At 36.1% G+C, this 21,286-nt stretch carries 19 protein-coding genes; 11 read left to right on the top strand and 8 right to left on the bottom strand.

Annotation, left to right across the window (positions count from 1 at the left end; translation table 11 throughout):
- The first annotated feature begins 65 nt into the window (after window positions 1-65).
- The 3 genes from EGT34_RS09505 to EGT34_RS09495 all read left to right on the top strand — a co-directional run bounded on the left by EGT34_RS09505 (window position 66) and on the right by EGT34_RS09495 (window position 3,529).
- Complete coding sequence (locus EGT34_RS09505) at window positions 66-1,475, top strand: FAD-binding oxidoreductase (protein ID WP_000993505.1); 1,410 nt, start codon at window positions 66-68, stop codon at window positions 1,473-1,475.
- 76 nt (window positions 1,476-1,551) lie between these two features.
- Window positions 1,552-2,910 carry an AbiH family protein gene (locus EGT34_RS09500; protein WP_001023267.1) on the top strand — a complete coding sequence of 453 codons (1,359 nt, stop codon included), beginning with the start codon at window positions 1,552-1,554 and terminating at the stop codon, window positions 2,908-2,910.
- A gap of 250 nt (window positions 2,911-3,160) precedes the next feature.
- Window positions 3,161-3,529: a hypothetical protein gene (locus EGT34_RS09495; RefSeq protein ID WP_001189305.1), complete on the top strand. Its 369-nt coding sequence runs from the start codon at window positions 3,161-3,163 to the stop codon at window positions 3,527-3,529.
- Window positions 3,530-3,574: 45 nt separating this feature from the next.
- On the opposite strand, the gene EGT34_RS09490 is transcribed toward EGT34_RS09495, so the two are convergent.
- The gene (locus EGT34_RS09490; RefSeq protein ID WP_000955560.1) at window positions 3,575-3,889 is read right to left on the bottom strand and encodes a putative quinol monooxygenase; all 315 of its coding nucleotides are present in this window, start codon (window positions 3,887-3,889) and stop codon (window positions 3,575-3,577) included.
- A gap of 13 nt (window positions 3,890-3,902) precedes the next feature.
- Window positions 3,903-4,490: an NAD(P)H-dependent oxidoreductase gene (locus tag EGT34_RS09485; protein ID WP_024437241.1), complete on the bottom strand. Its 588-nt coding sequence runs from the start codon at window positions 4,488-4,490 to the stop codon at window positions 3,903-3,905.
- A 224-nt stretch (window positions 4,491-4,714) separates the two neighbouring features.
- On the opposite strand from EGT34_RS09485, the gene EGT34_RS09480 reads away from it, so the two are divergent.
- Both EGT34_RS09480 and EGT34_RS09475 read left to right on the top strand, forming a co-directional pair.
- Window positions 4,715-5,080 (top strand): hypothetical protein, encoded by a 366-nt coding sequence (locus EGT34_RS09480; protein ID WP_000719495.1) that lies wholly within the window; start codon window positions 4,715-4,717, stop codon window positions 5,078-5,080.
- 369 nt (window positions 5,081-5,449) lie between these two features.
- Window positions 5,450-6,679, top strand: coding sequence for an MFS transporter (locus EGT34_RS09475; protein WP_000790118.1), 1,230 nt, complete (start codon window positions 5,450-5,452; stop codon window positions 6,677-6,679).
- A gap of 36 nt (window positions 6,680-6,715) precedes the next feature.
- Here EGT34_RS09475 and yccS read toward each other — a convergent pair whose 3' ends face one another.
- The 4 genes from yccS to EGT34_RS09455 all read right to left on the bottom strand — a co-directional run bounded on the left by yccS (window position 6,716) and on the right by EGT34_RS09455 (window position 11,637).
- On the bottom strand, window positions 6,716-8,866 hold the full coding sequence (yccS, locus tag EGT34_RS09470) for a YccS family putative transporter (RefSeq protein ID WP_001061810.1): 2,151 nt from the start codon (window positions 8,864-8,866) through the stop codon (window positions 6,716-6,718).
- 194 nt (window positions 8,867-9,060) lie between these two features.
- Window positions 9,061-9,636: a superoxide dismutase family protein gene (gene sodC, locus EGT34_RS09465; protein ID WP_001143885.1), complete on the bottom strand. Its 576-nt coding sequence runs from the start codon at window positions 9,634-9,636 to the stop codon at window positions 9,061-9,063.
- Window positions 9,637-9,751: 115 nt separating this feature from the next.
- Window positions 9,752-10,870: an AI-2E family transporter gene (locus EGT34_RS09460; protein ID WP_000553809.1), complete on the bottom strand. Its 1,119-nt coding sequence runs from the start codon at window positions 10,868-10,870 to the stop codon at window positions 9,752-9,754.
- A 122-nt stretch (window positions 10,871-10,992) separates the two neighbouring features.
- Window positions 10,993-11,637: a ParA family protein gene (locus tag EGT34_RS09455; protein WP_000849145.1), complete on the bottom strand. Its 645-nt coding sequence runs from the start codon at window positions 11,635-11,637 to the stop codon at window positions 10,993-10,995.
- Window positions 11,638-11,795: 158 nt separating this feature from the next.
- On the opposite strand from EGT34_RS09455, the gene EGT34_RS09450 reads away from it, so the two are divergent.
- Entirely contained in the window at window positions 11,796-12,263 is a 468-nt protein-coding gene (locus tag EGT34_RS09450; RefSeq protein WP_000118035.1) for a Holliday junction resolvase-like protein, read from the top strand.
- 139 nt (window positions 12,264-12,402) lie between these two features.
- Complete coding sequence (locus EGT34_RS09445; RefSeq protein ID WP_000744750.1) at window positions 12,403-12,966, top strand: hypothetical protein; 564 nt, start codon at window positions 12,403-12,405, stop codon at window positions 12,964-12,966.
- A 49-nt stretch (window positions 12,967-13,015) separates the two neighbouring features.
- On the opposite strand, the gene EGT34_RS09440 is transcribed toward EGT34_RS09445, so the two are convergent.
- Complete coding sequence (locus EGT34_RS09440) at window positions 13,016-13,549, bottom strand: hypothetical protein (protein ID WP_000915011.1); 534 nt, start codon at window positions 13,547-13,549, stop codon at window positions 13,016-13,018.
- Between the two features lie 15 nt (window positions 13,550-13,564).
- Entirely contained in the window at window positions 13,565-14,359 is a 795-nt protein-coding gene (locus EGT34_RS09435; protein ID WP_000194461.1) for a class I SAM-dependent methyltransferase, read from the bottom strand.
- Window positions 14,360-14,486: 127 nt separating this feature from the next.
- Between EGT34_RS09435 and EGT34_RS09430 the strand changes: the two genes are divergently transcribed.
- The 4 genes from EGT34_RS09430 (at window position 14,487) to EGT34_RS09415 (ending at window position 21,277) form a co-directional block, all read left to right on the top strand.
- Window positions 14,487-15,764 (top strand): hypothetical protein, encoded by a 1,278-nt coding sequence (locus EGT34_RS09430; RefSeq protein WP_000360738.1) that lies wholly within the window; start codon window positions 14,487-14,489, stop codon window positions 15,762-15,764.
- A 413-nt stretch (window positions 15,765-16,177) separates the two neighbouring features.
- Window positions 16,178-17,611 carry an amino acid permease gene (locus tag EGT34_RS09425; RefSeq protein ID WP_001191140.1) on the top strand — a complete coding sequence of 478 codons (1,434 nt, stop codon included), beginning with the start codon at window positions 16,178-16,180 and terminating at the stop codon, window positions 17,609-17,611.
- A gap of 1,035 nt (window positions 17,612-18,646) precedes the next feature.
- The gene (locus tag EGT34_RS09420; protein ID WP_001281781.1) at window positions 18,647-19,918 is read left to right on the top strand and encodes a Glu/Leu/Phe/Val family dehydrogenase; all 1,272 of its coding nucleotides are present in this window, start codon (window positions 18,647-18,649) and stop codon (window positions 19,916-19,918) included.
- Window positions 19,919-20,062: 144 nt separating this feature from the next.
- Complete coding sequence (locus EGT34_RS09415) at window positions 20,063-21,277, top strand: aspartate aminotransferase family protein (protein WP_000437499.1); 1,215 nt, start codon at window positions 20,063-20,065, stop codon at window positions 21,275-21,277.
- The last annotated feature ends 9 nt before the right edge of the window (window positions 21,278-21,286 follow it).

Genomic DNA, 21,286 nt, shown 5'->3' with positions numbered 1-21,286 from the left:
GAAAACCTAGAGAAATATGAGGTCATAGTCCCACCACAGTTTACTTCTTGCTAGGTCTGCAAACGATGAATGCTCCAGTCGCTTTAACACCTGAGTTACTCACCCAATTAACAGCAATCGTTGGTGAAAACCGTATTAAAACTGATGCTGATAGTCTCGAAAACTGGGGTAAAGATCATACCAAGCATTTTAATCCGAACCCATCGGTCATCGTTTTTCCATCAACGACTGAACAAGTTCAGGAAGTTGTGAAGCTTGCAAACCAGTTTAATATCGCAATTACACCGTCAGGTGGTCGTACTGGACTCTCTGCTGGTGCTGTAGCAACCAATGGTGAAATTGTCATTAGCATGGACAAAATGAACCAGATTCTTGAGTTCTTCCCGGCAGACCGTATGGTTCGTGTACAAGCTGGTGTTGTGACTGAGCAATTGCAAAATTATGCAGAAGAGCAGGGTATGTATTATCCGGTTGACTTTGCGTCAGCAGGTTCTAGTCAGATTGGCGGTAATATCGGTACCAACGCTGGTGGTATTAAAGTCATTAAATATGGCATGACGCGTAACTGGGTACTCGGTTTAACTGTAGTGACGGGTAAGGGCGACATTTTACGTTTAAACAAAGGTATGATTAAAAATGCAACTGGTTATGCATTACAGCATTTGTTTATTGGTGGTGAAGGTACATTAGGTTTAGTGACTGAAGCAGAAATTAAACTTGAGCGTCAACCACAAAACCTACAAGTTTTAGTTTTAGGTGTGCCAGATTTTGATGCAGTAATGCCTGTGTTACATGCTTTCCAAAAAGATATCGACTTAACTGCATTTGAGTTCTTTGGTGAGCTTGCAATGCAAAAAGTACTCGACCGTGGTCATGTTCAACGTCCATTTGAAACTCAATGTCCATTCTATGTATTGCTTGAGTTTGAAGCGCCATACGAACCGATTATCGACAAAGCAATGGAGATTTTCGAGCACTGTATGGAACAAGGTTGGGTACTTGATGGTGTAATGAGCCAGAGTCTTGATCAAGTAGAGAGCTTGTGGCGTTTACGCGAAGATATTTCTGAATCAATCGCGCCGTTTATTCCATATAAAAACGATATTTCAGTATTAATTACTCACGTACCTGCATTTATTCGTGAGATTGATGCAATTGTTCAAGAAAACTATCCTGACTTTGAAATTTGCTGGTTCGGCCATATCGGCGACGGTAACTTGCACTTAAATATTTTAAAACCTGAAAACTTAACCAAAGATGAGTTCTTTGCGAAGTGTCAGGTCGTGAATAAATATGTATTTGATACCGTTAAAAAATACGATGGTTCAATCTCTGCCGAGCATGGCGTAGGTATGACGAAAAAGCCATATTTGGAATATTCGCGCTCAGCTGAAGAAATCGAATATATGAAAGCTTTGAAAAAAGTATTTGACCCGAATGGCATTATGAATCCGGGTAAATTATTTGATCTTTAATGCTTGATTGAATAAAAGAATTTCTGTTAAAAGCGTATCGAAAGATGCGCTTTTTTATTATGAGAATTTTATAAAAATGAATATTCTAATTGTCGGCAATGGTTTTGATTTATCACATTACTTACCTACGAAATATGATCATTTCATGGTCGCAATGGGAGCTATAGAAAATTGGGATGAGCAAAAGGGAGAAATGCAGTTTGATGATCTGTTTGGCTCGTTATATGAGAAAGAAAATTACTTCTTTAAATACACAAAAGCAATGTATCAAACAGATGAGATAAAAATTTCGACTGAGCAAGTTAAAAAGTTAAAACAAAAATTAAAAGAAAATGTTTGGTATCAGTATTTTTCTGATCATGTTAGGGAGATTAAAACATGGATTGACTTTGAGCAAAAAATTGAGGAAGCATTAATTTATACTACTCATTTTCTAGATAAAATTAATGAAATATCTGTAAATGAGAATAAATTAGAGCGAGTCATAAGGACTTCTGGCTATAAGTCCTCTAATCATGATAATAAATTTATTTATTTAGGTGAAAAGATGAGTCATGTCCTTTGCTCTATAGGATTATTAAATAAAAATTATTATAATGTTAGATATGATAATAATGGTTTTTTTCAAAAAGAAATTGCTACGGAAAAAACGGATTCCCATGAATATGTAATTTCATCAAACTTTATTAGGATTTTTTCAAATTACGATATATATAATAATGAGGGTAGTTTGAATTTTCTTAATAATCAGCTTGATAGCTTTATTCTAATTTTCAATTTATATTTGGAGTTATGTATAAAAACTCTTACTCCAATTATTAATTTAATTGAAGATTTTAATTTTGGCTTTGTAGATAAGATTTTTTCTTTTAACTATACAAATACATATATTAAGTTTTATGACGCTAGTATAGATACAGATTTTCTTCATGGAAGTAGTGGGGAAGATCAAAATATTGTATTAGGTATTTCTGAGTTAAAAGGAGATTTGCTAAGAAGTTTAAAAGCTTACGGTTTTACTAAATATCATCAAAAGTTATTTAAGAATACAGATTACCAATTTTTAAGTGAAGATCGGAACATAAAAAACATACAGAAATTTTGGGAGGTAATCAAAAAAAGGAATCTTGCAATTACATTAGATGAAAAATATAGAAATAGCATCAATATCTTTATTTGGGGGCATTCTCTAGATATTTCTGATGAAGTGTATATTAATGAAATTTTTTCATTAAATAATGAAGACCATATTAATGTAATAATTTATTATTTTGATAACTATTCAAAATTTAATTTACTTACAAATCTTTTACATATTTTAGGCAAAGAAAAAGTTGAAAGATGGATGAAAAAAAAGTGGTTAAGATTTGAACCAAATCCTAATATTGTAAAAATTAATAATATTGAACCTGTTGATTTATCTAAGTTGGAATAAAGCCTTAATAAAATTTATTTTTTATGAATAGCTTTTTTTGAACTATTTTTTGTAAGCTTTCCAACCCGTCAGAATATGATAAATCAGCGGTAAAATACTAAGAGCAAAAAGCTAAAAAATACAATGCCTACATAGACAAATTATTTGATCTGTAAAAGAGTAGCCATCCTTAGAACTACATAGTTTCTACAGAGTAACCGGCAAAGGCATAGCATCATAAAGCTATGCCTTTTGTTTTTTGGTGATGAAAATGCAACGTTTATTTTTAATTTCTGCACTCTGTGCTGGACTTATGACGGGTTGTGCAACCACAAGTAAATTAATTCCTTTTGTGGGCTCAGAAACCCCAATGCAACAAGTACTTAAAACGCAACCCGAGATTGTAAAAGAGCATAACAATACTTCAGTTCAGCAGGTATTTAACCGAGTAGAATCCCCAACTGTTTCTCGCATTACTGTTATACAAACCGGTTTAATGGATGACTCTGTCTCAGCAATTCGGACGGAATATTTATTTAAATTGGTTGATGAAAAGTGGCAATTGCAAAATAAGCAAAAGAGCTACCAATGTGCAAGAGGAAAAGGTTCTAAAGGTTTCCAAACGCAGCTTTGTTCTTAAGCATAAAAAAAGACGATAAATATATCGTCTTTTTTATTTCTTAAATTATACGCCGCTTTCTAAAATTTTAATTTTGACGTCAACTACATCATCTTTGACTGCTTCATGATGTGCTTGCATATGAGGTGTAGCTAAGTGTGCTTCAAGATGAGCCACACTTTCCCATTTTTCTAACATCACAATAATGTCAGGGTCTTTGTTTTGGAAGCTCGCATTTGAAATGTGGTCAACTAAAGGTTCATAACCATGGCAACCATCTTCGGCTAAAACAGTTGGAATGATTTTTTGAAATGCATTCAATACGTTTTGGCGGTGCTGTCCACCCGATTGAGTACGAATTTCCGCGATAATAGTAAGCATGGTTTTCTCCGGATTAGGCTGCTGCAAATAGTGTGTTCAAATGTGCTTTGTATGCTTCCACATAACTATCTACATCAGGCATTTTAATTACATCATTTACAATAAATGTTGGTAGGGTACTCATACCTAAGAACTGATTGGCTTTATGAAATGGTAAATAAACACCATCTACACCCACGCCATGGAAAAACTGATCCGCCTCGTCAAATGCTTCCATTGGCGCATTCCAAGTAAGCGACAGCATATATTTTTTGTCATGAATTAAACCACCTGAACCATATTTTTTTGAAGCATCAGAGCGGCTACGACCATCGTTTGCATAAAGAGAACCATGACCTGTCGTAAATACATCGTCAATATATTTTTTTACGGTCCACGGTGCACCCATCCACCAGCCAGGCATTTGATAAATTACGACATCTGCCCATAAATACTTTTCTACTTCGGCTTCAGCATTGTAGTCACTATCTGCATGAGTGACTTGAACTTCGTGGCCGAGTTCAGTGAGGTGATTCGTCGCTAGTGTCGTGAGTGTGTCATTTAATTCACCATTTGAGTGGGCAAATTGTTTGGCACCATTAATGACTAAAATATTGCTCATGGGAGTTACTCTAATTCAATTCTTAAACTTGAGCGATACTGTAGAGAACTTACTCTTAAAGAAAAATGTAGTAATTGGAAAAATATTATTGATTAAAAATCATTAATCTTGGTTTGATACCTCATATTGGTTTCTTTATTTTAATGGTAAATACTTTACAAAGTTGAACGGAAAAAATTATTTGTAGCCTTTAGCATCAAGGTGAAGTTGTGGTGGAGTTGAGTATGAAAAAGATTGGTTTACTCATGATGTGTAATTTGTTGATTCTGAGTGCTTGTACACCAAATACAAATCCACCTACACCTCAAGCGAACAGTCCGATACAAGCTGTTTTACTCGATCAACCTAATCTTTTAAATAATGCCAGTAATTTAAGTATTTCACAGCAAATGAATGCCTTAGAGGATCCTTCTAATGCTCAAGTCACTATTTTGCAGACAGAGCCGAGTGAAGATGCTGTTTCGAAAACACGTACTGAGTATTTATTAAAAAAAGATCAGAATGTTTGGAAAATCGTGAATAAAAAACAAAGTTATCAATGTACAAAAGGCGAGGAAACAGCAGACTTTCAAGTTAATCCTTGTCCTTAAAGCTGAATCTCTATTGAATATGTGGATAACTTTAGGGTTATTCACAATATAAAAATGAGTTCGTCATCATTAAAATATAGAATTTAAAATTGTTGGAATTGTCCGATTGATGATCAATTTGAAAAGTGATATTGTGTCATCCGGCAATTATGCCAGATGGTAAAAATTACCGAATCTCACGTCATACATTTTTTCTCGTTTTAGACACCTTGTGAATACGGTGTTTCACATTCTAAACATGCACTCTCACGGCATATAACAACTTAACTAAAGATTGACTGACCATACTGTCATCGTCATGACTACATTATTTATTTCAATATGTAGTTGCTGAGACATAGTGGCCGCTATTTTGAAGTGTACAAACTCATGAAAAATATTCAAACGACAGCGTTGAACCGTACAACGTTGATGTTTCCTTTAGCTTTAGTGCTATTTGAATTTGCGGTTTATATTGGTAATGACTTGATTCAGCCAGCCATGTTGGCAATTACTGAAGATTTCGGTGTAAGTGCAACTTGGGCGCCGTCTTCAATGTCATTTTATTTATTAGGTGGTGCATCTGTTGCATGGTTACTAGGACCTTTATCAGATCGATTAGGCCGTAAAAAAGTACTTTTGTCTGGTGTTTTATTTTTTGCCTTGTGCTGTTTTTTAATTTTATTAACGCGACAAATTGAACACTTTCTGACATTACGTTTTTTACAAGGTATTGGGTTAAGCGTAATTTCAGCAGTGGGATATGCAGCAATTCAGGAAAATTTTGCCGAGCGTGATGCGATTAAAGTCATGGCACTTATGGCAAATATCTCATTGCTTGCGCCTTTGCTAGGACCTGTACTTGGAGCTTTCTTAATTGATTATGTTTCATGGCACTGGGGTTTCGTGGCAATTGCTTTACTTGCACTGCTGAGTTGGGTTGGCTTAAAGAAACAAATGCCTAGTCATAAGGTGAGTGTAACCAAACAGCCTTTTAGTTATCTTTTTGATGACTTTAAAAAGGTATTTAGCAATCGGCAGTTCCTTGGGTTAACGTTGGCCTTACCGCTTGTGGGTATGCCGCTTATGCTTTGGATTGCATTATCGCCAATTATTTTGGTCGATGAACTGAAGCTAACGAGTGTGCAATATGGCTTAGCACAGTTCCCGGTATTTTTAGGTTTAATTGTTGGTAACATTGTTTTAATTAAAATTATTGACCGTTTAGCTTTAGGTAAAACTGTCTTAATTGGCTTACCGATTATGCTTACTGGTACGCTAATTTTAATATTAGGTGTTGTCTGGCAAGCCTATTTAATTCCTTGCTTGTTAATAGGTATGACACTCATTTGTTTTGGTGAAGGAATTAGCTTCTCAGTGTTGTACCGTTTTGCACTCATGTCATCTGAAGTGTCAAAAGGAACTGTAGCTGCTGCTGTTTCAATGCTATTGATGACGAGCTTCTTTGCAATGATTGAGCTTGTACGTTACCTCTACACCCAATTTCATTTATGGGCTTTTGTCTTATCTGCTTTTGCATTTATTGCCTTGTGGTTTACTCAACCACGTTTAGCTTTAAAACGAGAAATGCAGGAAAGAGTTGCACAAGACTTACATTAAAAAAATACCGGAATTTATATTCCGGTATTTTTTATTCTATTTAATTTCATGCTCTAAAAGTTTGCCTTTTAAGCTTAAGAGTTCAGGCAAGGTTTCTAATAATAAACTCATCTGTTTTAAGACAAGTGTGTAGTTCTCTGAAAAATGTTCTTGAGTTATTAAACTTTGAATTTGCTTTAAAGTCTGTTCAAGAAAACTAAAGTTAACCGAAGTTTGTTCAGATAAACTTTGTTTAAGAATTTGCCGACAATCCAGTAAGAGTTGTAATACCTGTTGATCATCAATTTTTTGTCTTTGGCTGCCTAAGGCGGCGACATAACTCAGCTGGCTGTGGCTATAAACCAAATAACGAAAGGCATAATGAATCAGCTCTGGATTCGGGTTGGGCTCGGCACTTAAGCTTGAAATCATATTCGACAATTCAATTTGTGCGTTATGTGCAGCTCGGCGAATTCGACGATATTCAATGTCTTGATTTTTCCCATGCTGATATTGCTCGACAATCATATTGAAGTAATCAAAGGTGGCTTGGCTACTTTTCTTAATATTGTTTGGAATATTACGGAAGTTCCAGTCTGGCCAAATAAAATTAACAGCAAGCCAAGCAATAAAGCAGCCTAATAAGGTGTCGATTAGGCGAGGTAAAATAATGCTGTAACCTGCACCTTTTAAGTTGAAAATGAGCAATACCATTAAGGTTGCCATCAGTGTTGCCAGCGCATATTTTTTCTGGCGTAAGTAGAAAAAGCTAACTCCACAAATAATGGTAAGAATGAGCTGACCTTCAATACTAGGAACAAAATATAAAATGGGAATACCCAATAAAACGCCGAGTAAAGTCCCAATCGTTCTAAGCTTTAAACGACTTTTGGTTGCAAAGTAAGTAATTTGGCAAACAAATAAACTGGTGAGCAAAATCCAGTAACCATGTTGGGCAAAAGGTAAGAGGGAAATGGCATAACCCGCGGCAAATACAACCGCAATTCGTACTGCATGTCTAAATAGGGCAGATTGTGGCGTCAGTTGCTGCCGAATTTTTAAAACAAGGTCTGAAAATCCTTGGATATCGTCATCTAGTAAATTGAGATGTTCTTGCTTGTTTTGATTCAACGTTTCATTAAACGGTTGAGCATATTGAAGCTGCTCAAATTGTTCATGCATTCCTTTTAAATTATTAAAAATTAGCTTTAAATTTTTAACTTCAAAATTTTGTGGATGCTGTTGTATCCAGTCTTTCAAAGAGCTTTCCAAATGGTTTAGGCCAATTTGGCTTTCTTGAGAAGACTGATATTGTTGATTATGCAAAATGCATTGAGCTAAATCATGGCAAGCTTGAGCTTGTAAGCGTAGGTTTTTCTGAGAACGAAAAATGAGATCACTACGGCTAAAATTTTGTTGGATATGCTCGTAGTGTAAATAATTAGAAGTTGCCTGCTCGTGTATATCTCGCGCAAAAAAGTATAGGTTTAACCAGTAAATACTTTTATTACTGACTCGTGATGCCTTAAGGCGAGTTAGCAGAGAGCTGCGTATTTGATTAAGACTTTGCGCAACTTGTGTATTTTGTAGTGATAACTCAAATAAAAGCTGTTCAACATTTTCTTTATTATCTGGGTCGAACAACCGTGCTTTAGCTTGAAGTAAGGCTGAAATTTCTTCAAAAATTTGTGAAAGTTTATCTTGTAAAGGAAGTGTTGGTTTAAGAATAAAAAATAAAATAGACGTTAGGCCGTACCACAACGCACCATAGACAAAATAAGTAGGCTGTTGGTACCAGTGTGCATATTCTCCTAAACCAAACATACTATAAATTGAGAGTAAAATCGTACCAAAAGAAATGGTAGCGTAGCGTTGCCCTAAAGCGCCCAATAAAATGAAACAGGCACTAGAAATTGAAAGATATAAAATAAATAAAAATTTATAAGGTGCTAAAAAACCAAGAATAGTGCTAACAGTGAAAAAGAGTAGGCAGACATAGAGCAAGTTGCGTAAACGAAGACTTAAGCGATCATCAAAATCAGTAAGGGCAGCGGCAATTGCACCTAAAGTCACAGGAACAATCAGCTCATTATGTCCTAACCAAAGTAAACCTAAAGTTGTGCCTGTGAGTACAATTAAAATTTGCAGGCAATAAATTAAAATTGAATTCGCTTTAAAACGATTGAATAGTTGAGTCAGATTATTCACGGCTTTTTTCTAAATGAGAGGGGGTACGTGACAATTGGTATTTAAATTTTTATTACTTGAAAAATATTATGCGTTTTGTCTAAAAAAGTCAGTTTATTTTTTAAGATTTTATAATAATTAATTAGTCTAAGTTGCTTAATAAAATAGCAAAATTGTGGATATCTTTTTAGATACCCACAATTTGAAAATAGCACTTATTTGATTACACCACATGCGATTCGCGCTCCGCCACCACCTAGAGGCAGAGGAGAATCTGAATAGTTATCACCACCAGCATGGATCATGATAGCGCGACCTTGAATGTCAGCAAGTTTTAAACGTGGTGCAATAACAGCAGTTGTAGCTACACCAGTATTGTCAACGACTAATGCTGGTAAATCGCCTAAATGCCCGGTAGTTGGCGTACCATGATGTGGGGCTTGGTTAGGGTTATAGTGGCTACCAGCAGCTAAAGCAGCGCCTGGTTTTCCATCTTTAACAGCAGGGGCACAAGATGGATTTTCATGGATGTGGAAACCGCGAGTACCACTTGGTAAATCTGCTAAAGCAGGGGTAATGATTAAGCCCTTATCACTATCTTGAAAGCTAATCGTACCAATTTTTTTACCTATACCATTGGCTGTCACTTCATTAACATCCACCACTTTTTTAGTATGCATTGTGGTAAGTGCATGGGCTGTATCAGATACAGTCTTACTTACCGTGCTACAACCAACCGTTAATAAAGCTGTCAGTGCACATACTGCACCAATTTTATTAAATACTGGCATTATAGATATCCTTATAACTATAAATCTGATTTTTTTATTCAAGCAAAGGTGCGTGAACCCTACAAGTTAATTTAAATAGTCACTTTGTATCTTGAAATATTTTTAAATCATTAGCTTAGTTTTTAGATGGTGGTAAATCATCATCTGAATCATAAATCATGGTCGTTTTTGGCATGGGTTCAGGGTCAATTGTCTCGTGAAGCCATTCACGCCAAATTGCTAATAAAACAGCTAAAATAACAGGGCCAATAAATAGACCAACTAAACCAAAACTTGCAATTCCACCCAATACACCGAACATAATCAATAAAAACGGAATTTGAGTCGCACCAGAGATTACAAGTGGACGGATCACGTTGTCTGAACTACTTACAATCAGCACACCCCATAAGATGACGCCAATAGCTTCCATGGTTTGACCTTGAGAGAACAACCATAGTCCAACGCCTAAGTAGGAAACAGGAGTACCAAACGGAATTAGGGCTAATAAGAACGTTGCAATGGTGAGAACCATTGGGTTAGGTACACCAGCGACGAAATAACTTAATCCAGCAAGTACAGCTTGAGCAATTGCAGTTAAACCCACGCCATACACAACGGCACGTGTGGTTTCTGAAATTGTGTCGAGATAATGATGAATACGTGGTCCAATCACCATTTCTAGGGCTTTACTCACTTGGGTTAAGATCGTGTGGCCATCACGATAAAAGAAGAAAAGACTTAAAATCGCAAAACAAAGTTTGACGATATTTTTACTAATTTCATTTAATAACACACGCCCATAACTTAAATGGCTTTGTACCCAAGCTGCAATATTTTGAATAGTACTATTAGGGTCCGTGTTAATTTCGTTGAGTGTGCGAGATATTTCTTTACCAATAAACGGAAGATTACGAATAAAATCGGGAACGCTTAAATGACCTGAAAAGACTTGACGCTGTAAATCAAAATAAAGGTTACGACCTTCATGTTGTAGAATAAAAATAGCACATGTAAATGGCACGCCAACAATTAAAATGACTAAGCTAATCATAACTGTAGCATTTAAATTATTTCGGTTTTCACCAAAAAAATGCTGAATTCTTAAATAAATCGGCCAAGTCATGTAGGCAATAATGGCAGCCCAAAGTACAGGTACAATAAAGTACTTCAGGATGTTAAATCCTAAAAAGATCAGGATAAAAAACAGCCCAAACAATAAAACGCGCTGTAAAGTAGGAGCGTATGGATGCACGAACAAAATTCTCTAATTTTTAAAATAGAATAAGGTCATATTAACTGAAAAATGACCTGAGACAAATTTTAGGCAGGCGTGCTCATTTCTGCATCTTGCCCACCTAAAATAAAGAGATGGTTTTAGAACCACTCAGATTTATCTTCAATCAGTTTATTTAAAAGAGGCTGCCACTGGCTTTGAATTGCAATAAAGTTCTTTTGTGGTTTATCAAATACACTTAAACCTTGCATTGCTAAACTGCCATAAGCACTACGCTCGGCAATCCATGCAATAGGTTCATGTTCGATTTTTTCAAAAAATTGCTGAATATCTTTTGAACTGGCGCTGTTCGGTTTAACTCGGTTTGCAAGTAGTAAAATTTGTACTTTACCTTTACGAATACGCTTAATATCCTGCAAATGCTTGAGAAAACGTCGTGTACTGTCGATATCGAAAAATGAAGGCTGAAGTGGAGTAATAATCGCATGGGCTTCGCTGACTAATTGTTCAGCATGATCACCTGAAAGGGCACCCGGTGCATCAATAATTAAATAGTCTAAATTTTTAGGTGCATCACCAATTGATTTTTCTTGACGCCAGTCGAGGCTTTGAATTACAGCTACATTATCTGGACGTTGTTTTAACCATTGTAAGGAAGATTTCTGGTTGTCAGAATCTGCCAATGCTACTTTATATCCTTTTTGTGCCAAAGCTGTTGCCAACGTAATGGCTGTCATGGTTTTTCCGCATCCGCCCTTTTGATTTGCAATAAGTATCGTTTTCATAAATTCAGTTATATTCAGCAGCACACTTGTTCTACTTATACCTTAGCATCTTTTTATGTGAAGTAGATGACTGCCTTTGACAAAAGTTTAAGCTACTCCCTAATTTTAGATATGATTGCTCATCTATCGCGATGATGTGTATTTGTTAAGGAAAATTTATGTCCGTATGGCTGGCCATGCTTATTGGTGCTGGTATTGGTATTATTATCACGACGCTTATTTTATCAAATACCCGTAATGGCCGAATCAAGGCTGAATACGAGCAATATATTGCCGAGTTGGAGCTTGAGCATCAACAAGCCCTTGCCCAAGCACAAAAGAGAAGTGTAAATACGAGCCGCGCCGTATTAAAAGGAAAAATGGCAGAACAATTTGCGCCAGTCTTGCCGGAATTTCAGTATTTGCCAAGTGATGCCAAGTTTATGGGCGACCCGGTTGATTATATTATTTTCGATGGCTATACCGATTTTCGAGATGGAGACGGGACTGCCGATGATATTCAAATTATTTTGCTGGATGTAAAAAGTGGAGGGGCACGTTTAACAAAAGGGCAGCAAGCGATTGCTCAGGCAATTAAGGAAGGGAAAGTTCGTTTTGAAACTTTAAGAATAGATTTTGAAGATTAATAATCTATTTAATTAGGCACAAAAATAGACGAAATTGATCTGTATTGTTACTAAATTCCGATATTTTTTTCATACCTTAGAGCTACCATAAAACGAAGATCTAATGAATTTGATCTAGCAATATTTGAGGTATAAAGCGATGAAAAAACAACGTTTGATGATAGCTTTGCTGGCGACTTTAGGCATGGGTTCAGCATTTGCATCAACCTCGAGTGAATACAATATTGCCAATGGCTTGCTTCCAGTTGAAAAAGATCAATCAATTTCTGTATTACAACCATTTCAGGGAAATTTTAGGATTTTAGGTTCAAAAATTTATCACAATGATGAGCAAGCCAAATTTTCACCGATTGATTATGCGGTAAGTTGGGGTTTATTTGCTCAACCTGAAATCGCACGACATATTTCAGTGAAACAATATGACCGCTATTTAAACTGGAAAATAGCAAAACTACCTGTACCAGCTGAGCAAGCGATGCAGATGGTATCGAATATGCACATTATTCCTGCAAACCCTGAAATCGCCCAACAAATTAAGCAAGTTAAACGTGGTGATTTGGTTTATTTAAAAGGTGATCTGGTTGAAATCAAAGATAAAGATTTAGTTTGGAAGTCATCTTTGACCCCAACTGATACCGGCGATGGTGCATGTGAACTCTTCCGTGTTCAATCCATTCACTGGGTTGAAAAACAAAATATTTAAATTAAAAAAGCCTTCTTTATAAGAAGGCTTTTTATTGCATGTAGTTAAATTAATGCTGCTGTGAGGCTTTCCAGTATTTTAATTGATTTTGTGCTTGTAAATAGTCGGCAAGTTGTTTGACCTGTTCATCTTTACTTGCCTGCTTATCACTAAAGTTCTTTTCTTGGTTTTCCCAATATTGATAGAGTAAGCCCTGAATATAACGACCTTGTTCAGTTTTTAAATCGAGGTCTTTTAACATGGTCAATGCTGAGCGCACATTATCAAGCGTACGTTTTTGTTCAAATTCTGTGGTGAGCGTACCTGCCTCATGCATTTTTTCTAGCTCAGTTTCCATTTCATCACTCATTTCAGTAAAGCGACGGTCGTAATCTTCTAGTAGCGCAATATCATGAGCGTCATCCGCAGTAGCTGGGAATTTCTTCACTGGTCTTTCATTGAGTTTTTCTAAGACCTGATCGGTAGATGAACTTGTATGAGGTTGCTCAGTCTTTGCTGGCTCATCTGCTTTTTTACAAGCCGTCAATAATAGGCTAGAGCTGAGCAAAGACATTAAGATGATATGAGGCGTTTTTTTTAACATAGCTTTCAACCGAACCTATTCTCTATGATTTGACGACGTACTTTTTTGAAAATGATATGCATATGTAATATATGGAAAATCAATCTGATCTTGTGGGCCTAACCCAGTAAAATCATAAACAATTTTTTCAAACTGAGCTTTGAGCTGTAGTTGATCTTTTTCGGTCATTGCTGCAATAAAACTTGTTGAAAGTAACCGTTTACTCACCACTTGTTCGACAGTACCATGCTGCGATTGCGAAAAAGTATTTAAATTGTCAAAAGTAAATAAATCTTGCTCTTCAAAAACCTTTTTCCACCTTTCACTATGGTAACGAGGTGTATCACCTTCAAGTGGTAGTAGAAAATCCGCTAAGGCTTTTACCCAGTCTATACTTTCATCGCGCTGGTTCCAAACAAGTCCTAAATGTCCTTGAGGTTTTAATACTCGATGGATTTCGGTCAATGTTTCTATGTTGTCAAACCAATGAAAAGATTGGGCACAAATGACAGCATCAATTTGTTGGTCATTTACCGGAATATTGTGGCTAAAGGCTTGTATAGTTTTAATATCAGGATAGGCTTGCTGAAGCTGTTGTAACATCTCGCCAATTGGCTCTACTGCAATAATATTGGCATGTGTCTGTTTTAAGTAAGGTAAGAATTTGCCAGTACCCGATCCAAGATCGATAACAGTAGAATTTTCATGTATTTGGAGCCGATCTTGTAGCCAACTTACTATTTCTACGGGATAATTTGGTCTAACTTGCTGATAAAGCTCAGCAGCAGAGCTGAAGCCTTTTTGAGCGGCAGGATGTAAGGATTGTGTCATATTTTGCGCTTTTTAATCTGACTGGCATCTATAAAATAAGATACTCCGCAATCATAAATTGGCAAAACACCTATTTTGTTTCATTTTTGACGATGTATGTGGGAGTAAATTTTCTTTCGGTGTGAGCATGGATAAGCAAATTATTTTTGAAGACGAACACATTAGAGCCATTTTTTTACAAGGCGATTCTAATACATTAGTTCTCTCTTTTGGCGATTTGATTACCCGGGCGAGTGGCTTATCTATCAATGCTGAAAAGTCTCTAATAAAGTACCAATACAATGTTATTGGAGTGATGCCAAAACAAAAATCATGGTTTCCAAAGGCCAGTATGATTGAGTTGGCAAAAGTCATTTTGCCTATTATTCAGCGTTTTAAAAATATTGTAGGTTATGGCGGCTCAATGGGTGGCTATGCAGCAATTAAATATTCGAATTTATTAAATATGAATCGAATCATTGCATTTGTACCTCAGTATTCAATTGACCCTGAACAAGTTGAAGACCGACGCTATGCTGAGTTCTTCAATGCTGTCGCGAATAAAGACATGCAAATTCAGCCGCAAGATGTAGATGTAAGTCGTGAATACATTATTGTTTATGACCCTTACTTTTCAATTGATCGCGAACATTACTTAAAAATAAAAGAGATCTTGCCAAGTTTACATACAATTCATTTGCCTTTTACAGGACATGAAGCTTTATCTGTATTGGCAAGCTCAAGCCTTTTACATGATTTTATTGAGCATGAATTTGATGAAACATATTTCTATCAACAAGTTCGTAAAATCAAAAAACAAAGCAAGTTCTATTATCGTAATGTTCTTGCAAATGTGCTGACATACCATGACAGCATGTTATTGAAAATATTGCGTCAAAATGACTTTCAGTTAGATGAACGTTATTTAGACAATCCGCTTAAGCAAGCGGTCACACGTAGTCTTATTAAAACAAAGCAAGCTACAGAGCAAGATTTTCAGAAGCTTGGAATTAAAATTCAGTATAGCCAGCAAGCTGAAAACCGTAAAAAAGGTTTGAAAAATCAATTTGATGCAATACTAGTATTTAATTTGATTAATCTAAAGCTTGAAACCTATGCTGTAGATGTAGTGTTGGCAAACCCATCATATTTGATTCCCATTGTGGCAGAACACACTGGGGTTGTTCAGATTGAATTAAATAATGAACTTTATTTGTTAGGGATGAATGACCGAAAAATTATTAAATTGTTTAAACAGGGTGATGCACTCACTTCGGATATGAGTCCGTTTGTTATTAAGCAATATTCTGATTTCTTTGCGTTAAGCTATAAGCAATTAAATTTAAATTGTGATGAACAAGGTGTATGTGATTACGTTGAAAGTTCCATTCAGCCATCTCAACAGTTTGTATTGACCAGTTACTAAGTTATTTCCTCGATTAAATAAAGCTCAAATCTCGAGATTTGAGCTTTATTTTTTGCTTAAAAAATATTTTTTTATCAATTTATTTGTATATAAAATTAAAAATCATTATTTAAATAAATAGTGTGTCTAATTTTTAAATAAAGATAGAGCTAAAAGTAGGTATAGTGAATTAAGTGAAAAATTATTATATTTTAAAAAGTATGATTTTTTAATTTATATAAATTAAAGAAATGATGTAAGATTAATTAAAATACAATAATTATCCTAATAATTATTAATTTTTTGTTTTTTAAATATATTTTATTTGGTTGGCAAAAGATTGCTTAAAATAACTCCACTATTCAAAGATAATTGCATATTTATTTTTTTATCCTAAAATGATTTTTTACTAAATTGTCGTTACAGTTTTTTATATGCAATCATTAAATTATCGGAATAATGATGCATCGCAACATGGAAGTTCTGCACCTTTGAAACGAGCAATGAGTACTCGACATTTGGTGATGATCTCCCTTGGCGGTGCCATAGGTACAGGTCTTTTTCTTGGGTCTGGCGACGTAATCTCTCAAGCAGGTCCAATTGGCGCAATTATCTCTTATTTCTTGGGCGGTTTAATTGCCTATACTGTTATGCTGTGTCTCGGTGAGCTAGCGGTTCATGTCCCTGAGTCTGGCTCTTTTGGTGAATACGCACGGCGTTATATCGGTCCAGGTACGGGGTATATGATTACTTGGCTATATTGGCTGACTTGGACTGCAACTTTGGGGACTGAGTTTACCGCTGCGGCCTTGTTGGTTCAGGAGTGGTTTCCATCTACCTCGGTGTGGGCTTGGACTCTTTTCTTTGGCGCCTTGGTTTTCTTTCTTAATGTAAGTTCAACCCGCTTATTTGCAGAGTCTGAATTTTGGTTGGCGCTTGTAAAAGTAATCACCATTATCTGTTTTATTGGTTTGGGGTTACTGGCGATTTTTGGCTTTATTCCTTATCAGGGGCATGAAACAGCACCATTGTTCAGTAATTTGACTGCTCATGGTTGGTTCCCAAATGGTCTTTTCCCAATTTTTGCCACTATGCTTATCGTTAACTTTGCATTTTCTGGCACAGAATTAATTGGGGTGGCGGCTGGCGAAGCTGAGAATCCAGCAAAAACAGTTCCTAAGGCAATTAATGCGGCTATTTGGCGCTTATTGATTTTCTTTGTTGGTACGATTGTAGTGATTAGCTCACTATTGCCATACCACCTAGCAGGTCTTAGTGCAAATGATGTGAGCAGTAGCCCATTTGTGACTGTATTTAATTACATTGGTATTCCGTATGCAGAGGATATTATCCGTTTCGTAATTATTACGGCTTTACTTTCAGCTGCTAATTCGGGTCTATTTGCTGCATCACGTATGATGTGGTCGCTTTCAGCAAAAAATCAATTACCTAAAATTTTCGCGAAACTCACGCCGTCTGGAACACCTATTATTGCCATTATTGTCACCATGTTTGGTGCTATTCCAGGATTGCTTTCAGAACAATTTGCACCAGAAACAATTTTTAAAAATTTGTTGGGTGTTGCTGCTTTTACAATGGTTGTCGTTTGGATTGCAATTTGTATTTCGCAATTTAACTTCCGTAGACAGTGGTATAAGTCAGGAAAAACAGTAAAAGATCTACGTTTCGCTGCACCACTTTTTCCTCTTACTCCAATTGTAGGCGGGCTATTCTGTATAGTTACTTGTATCAGTATGGTATTTGATCCTTCTATGCAAGTGGGCTTTATCTGCTGCATTATTTTTATCTTGCTATGCTATGTCAGCTATTTCATCTTTTATCGTAAAAAAGATATAGCTCAAAACTAAGTCTTTTGCTTACTTGGTTGTGTTGATTGAAGGCTCCTTATGGGGCCTTTTTTCATGGGCGTAACTTGAGCTTTAAAGTGAGTTTTATATATTTTTTTTGAAAATGTTTTTTTTGTTTTGATAATAAAAGCAAATATTGACACATAAATTAACCACTTGTCGGAATATTATTAATAGCTAATTATTATAAGTTTTTAAATAAGTATATGTTTATCATGGTTATTTAATAAAGAGATTGTTTAAATATTTATATATCTTTGTTTTGAATTAGAGAAACTGAATAAATATTATGAAAATTTATAGAAATTTTAAGAATTTTTTGAAATTTTTTGTTAATTAAGTTGTTGTTATTAAATGGTAATTTTTTAATCATTTTTAATTTTAATATTTTTTTAATTTCCATAAAATAAAATTATTATAGTGTAGTGTTTTTGTAGGTCTGGTTACTTTTTTATTATAAAAAATAGAGAAAATTGATTATTTTTTCTCTGCTTGTTTATTTTAAAATGTTCTAAATTAACTTGCTCTGTGCTATATTTACTTAAAGATTTTATGTCTATATGAAGGCTTGATTAACTCGCTTGAGTAGTGATGTGAAACTTGCAGTATTACTGAACAATTTTTATTTAAAAAGACTAATGGAGGGATCTATCGATTAGTCAAAAATAATTTTAGGGACTTATGGTTTTTTTGTTTCATGAACCCTAGTTCTTTTTAACTCCCAAACGGTTATGTCACCTCTTTTGTACTTATTTCCAGTCGACTTATTTGAGTTGGTTGCGGTGGAACTTTTGCTTTTATAAAGACTTTTTATAAATGGCAGATGAGGCAAAAGAATATTGTAAAAGATATCGATATATAAAAGTAAATCGTACTTTTGATATCACAAGATGGAATTTAAAAGGTCTAAAGCTTTAGAAGAGCTGAAGATTTTATAAATAAATCAAAACATTGTTATTGCAAGGTTTTGGTTGCTGAATAATAAAGACTGCAGATTTATCACATCTGAGTCTGTGTAGGTAGATAGGAAAAAAGATGTCAGATCTTTCATACGTAAACGAACATAGCGATGCATGGCAAACTTACTTGGCTCAAATTGACCGTGTAGCGCCATACTTAGAACATTTAGCTGATTATATCGATACATTAAAACGTCCTAAGCGTGCGCTTATTGTGGACGTGCCAATTGTAATGGACGACGGTTCAATCCAGCACTTTGAAGGCTACCGTGTACAACACAACTTGTCTCGTGGTCCTGGTAAAGGTGGTGTTCGTTACCATCCAAATGTTGACTTAAATGAAGTGATGGCATTGTCTGCATGGATGACAATTAAAACTGCAGTTTTGAACTTGCCATTTGGTGGTGCAAAAGGTGGTATCCGTGTTGACCCACGTAAATTATCAAATCGTGAATTAGAGCGTTTAACTCGCCGTTATACGACTGAAATTGGTCACATTATCGGACCTCAAAAAGACATTCCTGCTCCAGACGTTGGTACAAATGCCAATATTATGGGTTGGATGATGGATACCTACTCTACTAGCCAAGGTCACACAGTGACTGGTGTTGTAACTGGTAAACCAGTTCACTTAGGCGGCTCTTTAGGTCGTGTGAAAGCAACTGGTCGCGGTGTATTCGTTACTGGTCGTGAAGTTGCTGCAAAAATCAACTTACCAATTGAAGGCGCAAAAGTTGCTGTTCAAGGTTTTGGTAATGTAGGTAGTGAAGCTGCTTTCTTATTTGTTGAATCAAAAGCAAAAATCACTCACGTTCAAGACCACACTGGCACAATTTTCAATGCTGATGGTATTGATCTTGTTGCGCTACGTGATCACGTAAATGCAAACCAAGGTGTTGGTGGTTTTGCTGGTGCACAAGCAATTGCAGATGAAGATTTCTGGACTGCAGAAGTAGACATCATTATTCCTGCTGCATTAGAAGGCCAAATTACAGTTGAGCGTGCTGAAAAACTTAAAGCTAAGTTGATTTTAGAAGGCGCGAACGGTCCGACTTATCCTAAAGCTGAAGATGTATTGGTTGAGCGTGGCATTGTTGTAGTTCCTGACGTGGTATGTAACGCCGGCGGTGTAACTGTAAGTTACTTCGAATGGGTTCAAGACATGGCGAGCTATTTCTGGAGCGAAGAAGAAATCAACGAGCGTTTAGACAAGTTGATGGTTCAAGCAATGGATGACGTTTGGAATACAGCGAATAAGAATGCTTGTACTTTACGTACAGCAGCTTACATCTTGGCATGTGAGCGTATCTTAAAAGCTCGTAAAGAACGCGGTATTTTCCCAGGCTAATCTGAGGAAACTACCTTTTAGGAAAGGTGGACCGAGCAAATATAAAGGATGTTATAGGGTTATTTGTTCGGTCCCTTTTTCTAAATGAATTAAATTAAAGACAGTAAGACAGATTAAATAAATTAAATAGATACTGAGGTAAGCATGGAACAGCCAATTTCTGTAACTCGAAGCAACTTTAATGACTGGATGGTTCCAGTATTTGCACCGGCAAATTTCATTCCGGTACGTGGTGAAGGTTCACGTATCTGGGATCAAGAAAATAAAGAATATATCGATTTTGCAGGCGGGATTGCAGTAAATGCATTAGGTCATGCGCATCCAGTGGCAGTCAATGCGTTAACAGAACAAGCAAAAAAACTTTGGCACGTCGGTAATGGCTATACCAATGAACCAGTACTACGCCTTGCTAAACAACTCACTGAAAATACATTTGCCGATAAAGTATTCTTCTGTAACTCAGGTGCAGAAGCGAATGAGGCAGCTTTAAAACTGGCTCGTAAAGTTGGACTCGACAGCGGTGTTGCAGGTAAAAGTGGCATTGTGGCATTTAACAATGCTTTCCACGGCCGTACCTTATTTACCGTTTCAGCGGGTGGCCAACCTAAATATTCACAAGACTTTGCACCACTTCCAAACGGCATTAGCCACGTTGCTTATAATGATTTAGAAGCAGCTAAAGCCGTCATTAATGAACAAACTTGTGCAGTAATTGTAGAGCCTGTACAAGGTGAAGGCGGGGTAATTCCAGCTGATATCGAGTTTTTAAAAGGTTTACGTGAACTGTGTGATCAGTTTGGTGCCTTACTTATTTTTGATGAAGTACAAACTGGTGTAGGTCGTACGGGTGCACTTTATGCCTACATGAACTACGGTGTGGTTCCAGATGTGTTAACAACTGCAAAAGCATTGGGCGGTGGTTTCCCGGTCGGTGCAATGTTAACAACTGATAAATTTGCGCCGCATTTTTCTGTAGGCACACACGGTACGACTTACGGCGGTAACCCGTTAGCAAGTGCAGTTGCAGGTGCAGTTTTTGAGTTTATTAATACACTAGAAGTACTTGAAGGTGTGAAACACCGTCATCAATATTTCCTTGATGCATTAAATACTTTAAATGCTGAATATCAAGTATTTGATGAAATTCGTGGTCAAGGTTTATTGATTGGCTGTGTACTAAAAGCTGAATATGCAGGTAAAGCGAAAGACATTACCACATGGGCAGGCGAAGAAGGATTACTCGCTTTAATCGCAGGACCTAACGTGGTTCGTTTCACTCCTTCTCTAATTATTCCTGAACAAGATATTGATGAAGGGATTGCTCGTTTAAAAAGAGCTTTGGCAAAGTTGGCTAAATAAAAAAAAGGA

This window comes from Acinetobacter sp. FDAARGOS_558, assembly GCF_003937785.1.
Lineage (GTDB): Bacteria > Pseudomonadota > Gammaproteobacteria > Pseudomonadales > Moraxellaceae > Acinetobacter > Acinetobacter baumannii.
This window is presented reverse-complemented; position numbering and strand designations above follow the sequence as displayed.